The 13,263-nt window shown below is 45.1% G+C and carries 10 protein-coding genes; 5 read left to right on the top strand and 5 right to left on the bottom strand.

All coding sequences use genetic code 11. The annotated features are described in order from the left end of the window. Positions 1-8 precede the first annotated feature (8 nt). The 3 genes from BM736_RS07870 to BM736_RS07860 are packed head-to-tail and all read right to left on the bottom strand — an operon-like array spanning position 9 to position 3,345. Positions 9-998 (bottom strand): acetaldehyde dehydrogenase (acetylating), encoded by a 990-nt coding sequence (locus BM736_RS07870; protein ID WP_076410649.1) that lies wholly within the window; start codon positions 996-998, stop codon positions 9-11. 4 nt (positions 999-1,002) lie between these two features. After that, on the bottom strand, positions 1,003-1,815 hold the full coding sequence (locus BM736_RS07865; RefSeq protein ID WP_076410647.1) for a 2-keto-4-pentenoate hydratase: 813 nt from the start codon (positions 1,813-1,815) through the stop codon (positions 1,003-1,005). Between the two features lie 15 nt (positions 1,816-1,830). Further along, positions 1,831-3,345: a 2-hydroxymuconic semialdehyde dehydrogenase gene (locus BM736_RS07860; protein WP_083699957.1), complete on the bottom strand. Its 1,515-nt coding sequence runs from the start codon at positions 3,343-3,345 to the stop codon at positions 1,831-1,833. A gap of 282 nt (positions 3,346-3,627) precedes the next feature. Between BM736_RS07860 and BM736_RS07855 the strand changes: the two genes are divergently transcribed. Continuing rightward, positions 3,628-4,575: a LysR family transcriptional regulator gene (locus BM736_RS07855; RefSeq protein WP_076410646.1), complete on the top strand. Its 948-nt coding sequence runs from the start codon at positions 3,628-3,630 to the stop codon at positions 4,573-4,575. Positions 4,576-4,662: 87 nt separating this feature from the next. Here the strand turns inward: BM736_RS07855 and BM736_RS07850 are convergent, their stop codons facing one another. Next, positions 4,663-4,980: a septal ring lytic transglycosylase RlpA family protein gene (locus BM736_RS07850; protein WP_083699955.1), complete on the bottom strand. Its 318-nt coding sequence runs from the start codon at positions 4,978-4,980 to the stop codon at positions 4,663-4,665. 275 nt (positions 4,981-5,255) lie between these two features. Here BM736_RS07850 and BM736_RS07840 point away from each other — a divergent pair, with 275 nt between their 5' ends. The 4 genes from BM736_RS07840 to BM736_RS07825 all read left to right on the top strand — a co-directional run bounded on the left by BM736_RS07840 (position 5,256) and on the right by BM736_RS07825 (position 10,676). Then, complete coding sequence (locus BM736_RS07840) at positions 5,256-6,665, top strand: c-type cytochrome (protein WP_083699953.1); 1,410 nt, start codon at positions 5,256-5,258, stop codon at positions 6,663-6,665. 452 nt (positions 6,666-7,117) lie between these two features. Then, positions 7,118-8,311 (top strand): C45 family autoproteolytic acyltransferase/hydolase, encoded by a 1,194-nt coding sequence (locus tag BM736_RS07835; protein WP_076410644.1) that lies wholly within the window; start codon positions 7,118-7,120, stop codon positions 8,309-8,311. Positions 8,312-8,421: 110 nt separating this feature from the next. Beyond that, positions 8,422-9,228 (top strand): hypothetical protein, encoded by an 807-nt coding sequence (locus BM736_RS07830; protein WP_076410643.1) that lies wholly within the window; start codon positions 8,422-8,424, stop codon positions 9,226-9,228. 74 nt (positions 9,229-9,302) lie between these two features. After that, complete coding sequence (locus BM736_RS07825) at positions 9,303-10,676, top strand: serine hydrolase (protein WP_076410641.1); 1,374 nt, start codon at positions 9,303-9,305, stop codon at positions 10,674-10,676. A gap of 75 nt (positions 10,677-10,751) precedes the next feature. Here BM736_RS07825 and BM736_RS07820 read toward each other — a convergent pair whose 3' ends face one another. After that, positions 10,752-13,142, bottom strand: coding sequence for a TonB-dependent receptor (locus tag BM736_RS07820; RefSeq protein ID WP_076410640.1), 2,391 nt, complete (start codon positions 13,140-13,142; stop codon positions 10,752-10,754). Between the last annotated feature and the right edge of the window lie 121 nt (positions 13,143-13,263).

The raw sequence follows: 13,263 nt of genomic DNA, 5'->3' as shown, positions 1-13,263 counted from the left end.
ATCTCCCCTTATGCCAGCTGCGCGGCAAATTTACAGCGCACAATCTGCTCTGCGGTGCCTAAAGCGGCCGATGTCATGATGTCTAAATTGCCTGCGTAAGCTGGCAAGTAATGAGCCGCGCCTTCAACCTCTAAAAAGACTGATGACTTAAGACCTGCAAAATCGCCATAACCAGGAATATGCAGCGGGGAGTCTTTCTCAAAACGTTCAAACTGCACCTGCTGCTTTAAGCGATAACCAGGCACATAGGATTGAACCGCAGCGACCATTTTTTCGATAGACGCTGCCACATCGGCTTGTGTTTTACCGTGGTCTTCTGGCAAGTCACTGAGTACAAACACGGTATCGCGCATGATCATTGGCGGCTCAGCGGGGTTGAGAATAATGATCGCCTTACCTTTTTTCGCCCCGCCAACTTGCTCTATGGCGCTGGCTGTCGTCTGGGTAAACTCATCGATATTGGCGCGGGTACCAGGACCTGCAGATTTTGATGACACAGAAGCGATAATCTCAGCATATGGCACAGGCAATAATTGACTTACCGCTGCCACCATAGGAATGGTCGCTTGGCCGCCACAGGTCACCATGTTGACGTTACCCGCCTCTAGATGCTCATCGATATTCACAACCGGAACGGTATAGGGACCGATAGCGGCAGGCGTTAAGTCGATCACTTGCTTGCCGTAACTCTGCAAGATTTTGTCATGATGCTTATGGGCGCCTGCTGATGTGGCATCAAACACCACTTTAATCTGCTCAAACTCAGGCAGTGCAACTAAGCCGTCAATCCCTTCGTGAGTGATCGCAACGCCGAGACGTTTTGCACGAGCAAGGCCATCCGATGTGGCATCGATACCCACCATAGCCGCCATCTCTAATACCTCAGAGGTGCGCATGATTTTGATCATTAGATCGGTGCCGATATTGCCCGAGCCTATGATGGCTACCTTAATTTTTTTGCTCTTATCTGATTGAGATAACACTTGATTATTGGCCATGGTATTAATCCTCTTTGGCAAAACCGACGCGTACAGAGCCAAGGCCCGAGATACGTGCTTCGAATTGATCGCCAGGCTCTGCGCTGACCATAGGGCCTAGCGCCCCAGTTAAGATGATGTCACCCGCTTTTAAATGCTGGCCACGCTCAGCAAAAGTCCGAGCCACCCAAACAGCCGCGTTAAGAGGGTGACCCAGACAAGCTTGCCCAGCACCAACTGATACTTGCTCGCCGCGGCGCTCCATCACCATGCCGCACAATCTTAAATCCAGATCCTCTAGCTTCTTTGGTGAGCCACCTAAAGCGAACATACCTGATGAAGCGTTATCGGCGATGGTATCGACGATATTGATATCCCAATTGGCGATGCGGCTACCAACAATCTCTATCGCAGGTAGCGCATAAGCCGTTGCGCTGATAATGTCAGCCACCGTTGGCATACTCATGTTGAGATCTTGTCCAAGTACTAAGGCTATCTCAGCTTCAACTTTTGGCTGGGACACTTGGTCAATGGCGATTTGATCACCGTCGGCAACAAACATATCGGCGTAAAGCAAGCCAAAATCAGGCTGACTGACGCCCAGCTGTGTTTGAACTGACTTAGAGGTTAACCCTATCTTGCAGCCCACCGGACGGCGCCCCTGCTCTTGCCAAACTTGATGATTAACTTGCTGAACCTGATAGGCCGATTCGATACACATCTCATCAAGCTGATGTCTAACGCAGGCACACGGTGTACCCGTTTCAGCCGCTTCTCTAAGCGTTGCTGCAACACTGATGATCTTGTTGCTAATCGTTGTTGAATTACTCTTACTCATCACTTAATCCTTTCTCTATAACTTGATGCAGATGTTCATTGGCTCAGCATAAAATGCCAGTGAGTGCACCCCGCCTTCACGACCCACACCTGAGAGTTTTACCCCGCCAAATGGCGTTCTTAGATCTCGCAAGTACCATGAGTTAACCCAAGCGATCCCCACTTCCATCTGCTGGGCGACGCGGTGTGCACGCTGAAGGTTTGTGGTCCAAACGGTGGCTGCCAAGCCATAGTCACTGCCATTGGCCAGTGCAATCGCCTGCGCTTCAGTATCAAAAGGAGTGATATGGCAAAGAGGGCCAAAGACCTCTTCTCGCTGAATTTTTGCTCGTTCAGATAAACCGGTAAAAATGGTGGGCTCTACAAAAGCGCCGTTATCACGCTCATCACCAAACTGAGGGATCCCGCCACCTGTGATCACATTGGCGCCTTCATCACGCGCCGAGGCGTAATATGACAAGACCTTATCTCTGTGTTTATGGGAGATAACTGGCCCCATATCGGTATCTTCATCGAGCGGCCAACCTATCTTGAGCGCCTCAGCCTTTAGCTTCATCGCCGCGACAAACTTGTCGAATATGCTGCGCTCGACATAGACGCGCTCAGTGCACAAACAGACCTGACCGCCATTGGTAAATACCGAGCGAGCCGTGCCATTAACCGCCTCTTCAAAATCACTGTCGGCAAACACGATGGCGGCATTTTTACCACCGAGCTCAAAAGATAATGACTTCACTCCATCGGCTGCGGCTTTCATGATGGCAGAGCCTGTGCGCGACTCTCCGGTAAAGGTGACAGCATCAACGCCCTCGTGCCCGGTCAGAAACTCACCTGCACTACCAGGCCCAAAGCCATGCACTAAATTAAACACCCCTTTTGGTATACCCACGCTATCCATCACCTCGGCGAGCAAGGTTGCCGTCGCGGGCGTCTCTTCTGAAGGTTTGGCAATAACCACATTGCCCGCCGCCATCGCAGGGGCAAGCTTCCAAGTCATCAAAAGCAAAGGGAGGTTCCAGGGGGCTATCACAGCGACGACACCTAAGGGTTTATTCACTGAGTAGTTAAGTGCGCCGCGGCCATCGGGGGTATCGGTGTGAAAACACTCGCTTGATTGGGATTTGACCATGTCGGCAAAGGCACGAAAATTGGCCGCACCTCTAGGAATATCAATAGTGCGCGCTTGGAAAAATGACTTACCGGTATCTGCCATCTCGGCGGCAACAAACTCATCAAAGCGTGCCTCAATACCGTCTGCAACCTTATGCAGTAATTCACACCGCTTAGCCAATGTCATCTTGCCCCACTCACCTTCAAGGGCGGCTCTCGCCGATGCAACAGCATGATCGACTAAGTCTTTATCGGCCTCGGCAACCAGGTTAATTACAGTGCCATCAACCGGGCTTATATTTTCAAAGTGCTGTTTCGTGTCAACAAATTCACCAGCGACATAATTCATTAATATGCCATCGGCGTGAGGAATCGCAGTGTTATTTTTATTGTCAGAAGTTGTTGAAGAGTTCTGTTGCATGAGTTCACCCTAACGCTAGATTACAAGCTGAATACAGGCACTAAGCGGGTACTGAATAACATTTGTTAGTGACTTGTTTCGGTATGAATCCACTGTACGCAATGGCGACATAATAGAAAAATAACTATTTACCAGCTTGGTATATGTTTTTTTAGATAGCAGTTGGATGGGTGAAAAGTGGTTTCAAACTAATACAAAAAACTTATATCTACCCCTTTTAACTATATTGATATTGATATAACTTAAAGGTGTCAGAACGACTCTTAAAAACGAGGCCTCGCCATGGATCCAAATACATTAGAAAGACACTTAGTCTCTAGGCTCAAGTTCAAATATTTAAGATTACTTGTCACCGTTGGTGAACAGCAGAATATCTTTAGAGCCGCTCAGTTGCTCAATATGGCGCAGCCTGCAGCCACTAAGATTATTCGTGATATTGAAAATGCGCTTGATCTAAAGCTCTTCGACCGCTCATCTCGCGGTGTGGTGCCAACGATGTACGGTGATGTGCTGATCAAGCACGCCAAATTGGTTCTGTCACAGGTGAAACATGCCAGTGAAGAGCTCTCGACACTGCAAGGGGGCTTATCAGGCCGCGTGACTGTCGGTACTTTACTGGCGGCAAGTGCCACGCTATTGCCTAAAGCGATAGCGCGTCTCAAGCAAGAGCGGCCTAATGTCTCTATCGTTATCGTTGAAGGAACAGCTGATAAGTTGATGTCAGCCTTGAAAATCGATGATATCGATATCATGGTTGGCCGAATTTCAGAGTTTTCTGATGAAGAGCAGCTGGCTAATGAGGTGCTATATCAAGACCCAGTCTCTTTGGTCTCACGCGCCGATCACCCATTGCAATCAAAAATCGATTTATGCCTTAAAGATCTGCTTAAATATGAGTGGATCTTGCCCCCAAGAGAAACCCTGCTCAGAAAGGAGATAGATGATATCTTCCACCGTGAAGGGCTAAACGTGCCTGCTAACGCAGTAGAGTCTGTATCTATATTGGCAAACCGTACCTTGCTAAAAGAGACGGATATGATCTCTACCCTTCCCGACCAAGTGATCAAAACATACTCTGAGATAGGTCTATTGAAAAAACTGCCTATAGACTTAGGCACAGAGTCGGGCCGCATAGGCATTACAACCCGAGCTAACCGTGAACTTCCACCTGTTTGTCAGTCACTCCTTGAAGCCCTTAGAGAAGAAGCAAACTTAATCAAGCAAGGCTAGCACTGTATCAACCTAAAAAGACTGCCCCATTTTATTCAATATAATAATGGGGCAAGCTTACGACTCTCCAGAGCTAATTAGAGACCATCACTTTATCACTTCTATTTCCACCTCTATCACGCCTGAATCTAAGTGACCTATTGCTGAAAATGCTGAACGAGAAAGGTCAATAATGCGCCCTTTAATAAATGGCCCACGGTCGTTTATTTTCACGATGACGCTTTTACCATTTTTAATATTGGTCACCTTCACCTTAGCGCCAAAAGGTAATGTCTTATGGGCGGCAGTATCTGAATATTGATTGAACCGCTCGCCACTTGCAGTCTGCCTAAACTGGTACTTCATCGCGTAGAAAGAGGCTTTGCCTGACTCTTTATAGCCAATCATGTTCGAAGGGCTTTTCATGGGCACACTAGAGCAACCAGTCAATACGCTAAGAAGTAACAGTATGGAGATGAGGGTCAAAATAAACGATATTTTTGAAGCTATGCGCACAAGATAATCCTAGTTAAGCGGCCTGATAAAAAAGTAATTTTTCTATGGCCTGATTTTTTGCTGCACAGTATGCCTATTCGAGAAGATCTCAGGGGTGAAGCCTAGATTAACATTTATTGAAGTGAGCATTCGTCAGCAATTACAAAAGCTATAATTAACCTAAGACAGCCTCAGCGGAGAAGGTTTTGATTGATACAAGAGCGACTCGACGACTCACCCTATGGCTAACTCATCGATCTTGGAATAGGTCATGGAATAGATCATGGAATAAGCGAGGGCATCAGTCATGGCGTCCGTCATGGAAAGCCTTGATACTCAGTCTGTCTCTTTTTGCTCTAAACCTGGTGCAAGCTGAGCAGATTGGAGACCTTAAAGATGGCAAAAATATTGCTGAAACTTGTGCAAGCTGTCATGGTTTCGACGGTATCGGCCTAACTTCAGAATACCCCAACCTAGCGGGCCAGAAGCACGCTTACCTCATCAAACAACTCCAAGCATTTAAGCAAGGTCACCGACAAGAAGCTAGCATGCAGTTGATTGCAGCAAGTTTAAGTGAACAGGATATCATCAAGCTTGCCAGCTATTACTCTAAGCTCCCGATATCTAAGCCAGAGCCTAGTCCAAAGTCTGAATCCAGTGCAAACATAAAAATTGCATCTAACATGCCTCCTGATTCAACCAGTTGCTCTATTGCATCTTTTGAAGCGACAGAGGCTGAATTTCCCGACACGATTTTTGTCACTATGAAAGGTTGTGGTGCCATCGAAACTTTTCCCTCTCAGCGTACCTGGGATGGCGGGCCTAATATGCTTTATACCGCGATCTCCCCCGATGGGAAGCAGCTATTCTCAACCAGCCCAAGCAGCGGAAAGTTATATGTCTTTAATACAGAGACAGGTAAGAAGGTGGCAATTATTCCAGTGGGTCGCTCTCCGAAAGGGGTCAAAGTCCACCCCAATGGCCAACAAGTCTATGTCAGCAATGAAGCATCATCCACGATCAGCGTAGTTGATATTGCATCTATGAGTACCACCCATACCATTAATGTAGAAAAGGCCCCCCACAATATACGCTTCACTCGCAATGGCGCTTTAGCCTACGTGACGCTTCAAGGCGGTGCAGGGATAGGTGTTATTGATGCGGTTCAACACACTGTGATTAAGGTAATACCTGTTCCAGGTATTACAGGCCCCCACAACCTAGACCTATCTGCTGATGAAAAATACGCTTATGTGCGGGACTTTGTCCAACATGTCGCTGTCGTTGAACTTGAAACAGGTCAGGTCATCAAACTCATAAAAGTGGGGAATGGCCATGGCGGTATCGATGTCGCACCCGATAACAGTTTTGTTGCCACAGCTGCTATTGGCGACAATAAAATCACCATCATAGATCCTGTTAGCCTAACGGCTAAACACCTTATAGTCGGTCAGGGACCACACGGAATACGCAGCAGCAAGGACAGCCAAAAAATCTATGTAACACTGACAAAAGACAATCAGGTACTGGTCATCAATGCCAACACCTTAGTCATTGAACGAAGATTTTCTGTGGGGAGTTTTCCATTCTGGATTGCGATTAATGGCAACCCCTAACGGGATAATAAGGGGATCGCTGATTACGTCCTGAAATGAACAATTAAAAACAAACAGTTTTAACTACTTTTTGAACCAAGCTGACTTCCAACTCTCACTCATATTGAATCGAAACTGATACTAAGGCGTAAAGTGAATCACACACTGCTAATAAGGTTATCAACCATCAACATTAACGTAAAAACAGCATTCACTTTATTAGAACTTGTTAAGCCCTCACTCTAAATGACCAATGGCATAAACTGAGTATTTCTCCACTCCTCTGCACTCAAATGCCCACAACAAAGGCGTTACAGCATATCTAACCACCATATCTATGGATCACTATAACTAATAATGATCCACCATTATCACCAAAGTGCGACCATACAATCACTGAAACAGGAACAACCCAAGAACGAGTACCACCAAGGCGCTTTGTCATTCTTAGTAAACAGTCTTCAGAGGTTTTTATGAAAAACACAATTACGGCTTTATCTATTACTATAGCTTCAGTTTTCGCTTTTCCTGCTCAGGCAGAACTTATCCAGCACACAGATCAAATTGCTGAAGTCCAGTTTACAGGCAGTTCCTATGAACTCGGAAAGCATCTTGGTGATGTCGCGAAAGATCAAATCTTAGATAGCATTGATCGCTTTAACAATATGCTAGGAGTCATGCTTCCAGGCTTAAACGTGATTAGCCTTTCTAAGTCTTTCGATAGCCAAAACATTTACGGAAAATTACAAAAATCTAGTCCAGATGCAGCTGCATACATAGGTGGCCTTGCGGAAGCATTAAATCGTGATCCAAATCTGTTATTGGCCGTTGGCATGTCAGATGAAGCTATTCTTGAGAGCCAAAGAAATGGTGGAATGGGCTTTTTACAGTCCGACAAACCCGCTTACAACCCCAGCGAGCCAGCAAAGTGTACCGTAATGGGAATGTCAGACAAACAAGGAAAAGCTTGGGCTCAAGCTAACTTTGATTACATGGGCATTAACTATGAAGGGCTCATCGTACTAAACCATACCGATACGGATGGTAATAGACGTGTGATTCAAACATGGGCGGGGCTTATTCCTTATGGTGGTGTCAGTAAAGGTGGTCAAGCCTTACTAATGAATACAATGGCCGACGAAGGCACTGCCCGCCAAAATGTTCAAGGCGAGATTTTAGCTGATGATGCCACACCTTCGTTTTATTTAAGTTGGGAAGCTTACAACATCATACAGCCCAAAGAGTTAATCGATATATTCCAAAACCATGACTCCTATACAGCTTTTTTTGCTTATACCGTTGTAGATGCGCATCAAGCAGTCCTGAATATCGAAAATAACTTTGGCGGCAAAGTAAATTACGCCAGTTTAGATAAGCAAGCTCACGCAAATCACTCACTATTTGTAGATAAAGATTTCGTTAACCATAGCTTTGCAGCCCACAGCTTAGAGAGACAGAAAGCTGCAGACACATTTATAGCTAGTGCATCAATTGATACCCCTAAGTCTGTTTCGCAACAATTTGCTGAAGATAAGCCTTTATGGAAAGGACGAGGTGAAATGATGGGAACTGTGACCTCTACTTATTTTGAAATCAATGGCACTGAGGTCGATATGTTTATTAAAACTGACTCCACCCATCCAGAAGTTCATATCAAAAACTACTAGTTAAGTATTAGTGCAGCTAGAGCACCAAGCTGTAATAAATAATTTACACCTGGCTCCCAAGGCTATCGATACGCATTTAGCCCGGATATTGACGTTTATATAGGCCCAATATGAATACATCATTTATTTCGAAAACAATAACATATATCTCTTTAATCAACATTGTGGCTTTTCCAGTGCAAGCCAATGACATTGACCCATCAGATTTAACTGCAGTTAACTCCTTTGTAAGTGGTGTTTACTCAAACGATGGAGAAATAAGTGTTATGGGTGGTATTGCAGGACAATACTCACAAGGCAATAGTTTTTTAGGTTTAATTGAACATAAAACTGCAACAAAATCCGCAGGTGACTCTCATCTTCCTCAGGATACTCGCCTACGCTATTTCCAAGTGTTTGATGTATCCGAAGGTGTGTTGCCACAAATTGGTTTTTCAGTTGATTATATGAAGAGCTGGAAAATGAGCTCAGATAATGATGCATCAGTAAGTACTGATATCATTGCACTCGGCGCAATCGCTAAAGCTCAGCTCACTGACTCAATTTCCATCTTTCCCAACTTAGCTTATGTACAAGGCCGTGCAGAAGCTGGTGCTGCTCCTTTTGATATGAAAGGCTATCAAGCAAATCTTTTCGGCTCTTGGTCAATCAGTGATCGAGGTGATTACCTTATTTTCCAACCGCAATATATGTATTTAGACACTCAATCTACTGATGGAAAAAGCGGCAAAGCCGACGTAAACACCTTTAAAGTAAAGACTGGTTACGGTGCGCCGATCACTCACTCAGGAAAGTGGTGGCTAGAGGCTTCGCACACTTTTACACGCACTTCAGCAGATATTGCTCATATCGGCCAGCGCTTAGATATGATCGATAACGACCACCTATTTGAGTTAAGTCTGTCTTACTATTTTTAAACATGCTTACTCAACCAAAACGACCATATCTATTTAAGCCAAACTGTTTACAGTCAATGCAAAAAGAGGTTTTTATGAAAAAGTCCCTTGTCATTTTATCACTTTCCTTAGCATCTATTTTTCAAGCAAATGCAGTGGTTGTACATCAGCCTAATCAAAAAATTGAACAAGGGCTAAATACATTCGGAGCGGGAATAGCCAATTGGGAAGAGCAGCACCTAGGGGCTTACACTTACCCCGATGCTCATCTATTTCACAAACATGCCATCATTGAACATGGTGATAAAATGCCGCTCAAGTTAACAGCACCCATCGAGCTATCAAATCATCATGTATTTGCAGGAAATCAGTCAATGGATTTGTATGCCTTTATGAGGGACAGGGCAAACATACATAATTATGTGGTGATGACAAAAGATGGCACCATCATCGCAGAAGACTATTGGAACGGGACTAACACAAAAACAAAGAACCATTTGATGTCAGCCAGTAAGTCCTTCACTTCAATGGTGCTGGCCATCGCCGTAGAAAAAGGGTTTATCTCATACAATGATAAAATTGAGAAATGGATTCCCGAATTTAAACATTCCCCTTTAGCTGGGCAACCGCTTCGCAATTTCAGCGATATGCGTTCAGGAATTCGTACGATAGACAGCAAATATGATGATGACAATGGTTATCACTGGTCTATGGGAGAGTGGTCAACTTGGGATTGGGCTATGCCATTAGCCTCTGGATACAACGGTTTTGATACTCTAGACGGAAAAGTGATTAATAAAAGTGGCGCCCACGGCCGCCTAGATGGCATTGAAGAGTTCTTAAAAATCCTAGCAAACAAAGTTAAACCTGTCGCCCCTGGCGTAGGTTACAACTATAAATGTGTTAACACGGAGATCATTGGACTCAGTGCAGAGCGAGCAATAGCTGCAGCAACAGGAATGTCATTTAATGCATTTATGGAGCAAGAACTCTGGAAGAAAGGTGGTTTTCAGGAGCCTGTTGCCGCCTTTCTTGACCTAAACCATGATCGCATGCCATACAGTGGTGGCTTAAATATGACAACTCGTGACTTTGCTATCGCAATGAATCTGATCGCGAATGAGGGAAAGAACTTTAAGGGAGAGCAGATTCTTCCACTCAGTTTTATCGAACGTCTAAGAAATGGTGATGACGCAGTTAAGCAAGCTTGGAAGTTTACAGATAATCAGGAACAAGTCGCAGGAGAAGGATTCTACGCTGACCAATTCCGCACCATTTCCCTCAACGGCAGGCCTATCAGTGCTATGGTTGGCGTCAACGGTCAATGGAATGTCATCGATTGGAATACAGGAACAACAGTATCCATTTTTTCTAGCTTTGGTAAACCAAGCGGTCCGTCAATGATAGCGACTTTCTTCACTGCAATCGATGCCTTGTTTACGTTAGCTGATCAACACAGCAAAAAATAGAGATAAGCTAATAAGAAAAAACGCAGATTAAAATCTGCGTTTTTTCTAACAAGCTTCAATAATTAACAACCATTCTTAGAAGTTATAAGAGAAAGTCACACCGTAAGTGCGTGGTGGCTTATAGGCGTTATAAACCGTGTCATCCCATGCAGCGTAAACAGTGGTTGAGCCGATATTAAGCTCATCAGTCAGGTTCTTACCCCATAACTGCAGAGCCCAAGTATCATCAAAGCTCTTCAAGGTTAACACCATATCGACACTAAACTCTGAATCTACCTGAGTCAGTGGATCATTGGAGTTATCAAAGAAGTATTCATCTTGATACTGGTAATTAATACGCGCACTGGCATCACCTAAACTTTCAATCTCCCACTCGTAGTTCGCATAGATATTAAAGGTATGTTCAGGCGCTCGGCGCATGGTGTTACCTTTATAGTTCTCATCTTCGTTTACGATAAAATCATCAGTAAATTCCGAATTGAGGTAACCATAGCTGCCGTTTAAGCTGAAGCTTTCAGTCAGTAGAGCAATCATCTCTAGCTCAACCCCTTTAGCCACACCACTGCCATTCATGGTTTGCAAGTTATCAGGCGTGTTTTCACCGGTTTCAACCCAGACCTGGTTTTGCATATCTGTATATTCTGTGTAGAAGATGGCGCCGTTTAATCTAAAGCGATTCTCAAAGGATTGTGTTTTAAAACCAATCTCATTGTTCCAAGCAATCTCAGGGGCAAAAGGCATAACCGCTTCAACTGCTTTTTCCATACCTTCGCCATTAAAGCCACCGGACTTATAGCCCTTAGCCAATGAGTAGTAGAAGAACATATCTCGTGTTGCTTGATAGTCGACATTTAAGCTTGGCGTCCATTCAGACCAAGAGTCTGTTGTACTCACGGTATAACTATCTACACGATTACCATCAAGATCTTCATGCATGTTATCCCAGTTATCGAAACGACGACCTGAAGCGCCTGCGGTAAAGTCTTTATCATCTCGGCTATATCTAAGACCTGCAGTGACTGTTAGCGCATCGGTAAACTCATAAGAGGCCTGACCAAATGCTGCATAACTGGTGGTGGTATTGTCGGTCGTGTTAGCAACATTACCAGCTGTAGTGCCCCACTGCGTATGGAACCAGTAGTCCACATCTTCCTGACGGCTAATATCTTCTTGCATAAAGAACAGGCCGCCTAACCAGCTAAAGGCGCCATCGCCACTGGCAAGACGAAATTCTTGGGAGATCTGCGAAGATTGTTCAGCCTTAGTCGATAACCACTCATCATCGGGTTGAAGTGCAGCTAACTCCTCATCTGAGCCAACGGTATTATCGGCAGGGTCGCCCCAAGGGTCGAATACTTGAGAGCTATCGACTAAACCCGCTGCGGCATTTTCATAGATATCATATTCGTTATCACGATAAGCGGTGATCGAAGTGAATGTCCCCACATCGGTAAACCAGTCAATCTTCATGCTTAAACTGTCAGTTTGTGAGTTTTCATGACCATCGATACTGTTTTCATCTTTACGTGGATCGTCACTAATAAATGGGGCATTTCGTCCAGCGCTATAACCGATATGTTTAACACGGGGGACGCCTTTTGATTGAGAATGTCCGGCAGAGAATAATATCTCTAGATCATCGGCAGGCGTATAAAGCAGTTGGGCTCGAGTTGAATTACGGTCCAGTGAGTCTGCCTCATTACCTGTATAGGTATTCTCGCCATAACCATCACGCATATAGCCACTGTAAGCTATCTTACCCGCTAGATTGTCTGACAAGCCGCCAGTCACATAGCCTTTAGCTTCCCATAAACCATAGTTACCCATGGTCACTTCACCACTGCCTTCCGCCTCATCAAATTGTGGTTTTTTAGTGATAAAGTTAATCGCACCACCCACAACATTCTTGCCGTAAAGTGTCCCTTGCGGGCCACGCAATACTTCAACACTCTGCAGATCATAGAGATCCATCGCTGATGCAGTACCACGAGAAACATACACACCATCGACATACATACCAATAGCGGCAGCAGCACCAGCACTTTCAATATCACTACCGATACCGCGCATAAATAACTCAGGCTCACTCGAGGTATAAGCGTTCATCTGAAATCCAGGGGTACGCCCTGCGATATCACCTAAGCCTTCGATTTTGGCATCTTTCATCTGCTCGGCATTGAAAGCGGTTATCGCGATAGGGGTTGATTGCATGCTCTCTACACGATGACGCGCTGTAACCTGAATAACTTCAATCGCAGGCGCTGCATTACGCTCCGCTTCTTGATCTACTCTTGCTTGCTCAGCGGCATCATGATGCTGCTTCTGAACCTGTTCATGGGAAGTGTGATCTTTATCCTGTGCAATCGCAGTCGTTGAATATGAGCCTATTGCCAGCGCAATGCCAAGCGCAATAGGGTGCATTCGATTGTTGAGTCTGTCTGTGGTTAGGTATGCTTTAGCCATCATTGGTTGCTCCCCCCATCTGTAGGGTATTTATTGTTTTAATTGAGTCGCGATAGTGTCAATGAAGACCGCACACTAATCACTCACCTGCAACCAACCTACGATAGGGCGTCATATCTTAGAA

This window comes from Shewanella sp. UCD-KL12 (assembly GCF_001957125.1).
In the GTDB taxonomy this organism is placed as follows: Bacteria; Pseudomonadota; Gammaproteobacteria; order Enterobacterales; family Shewanellaceae; genus Shewanella.
This window is presented reverse-complemented; position numbering and strand designations above follow the sequence as displayed.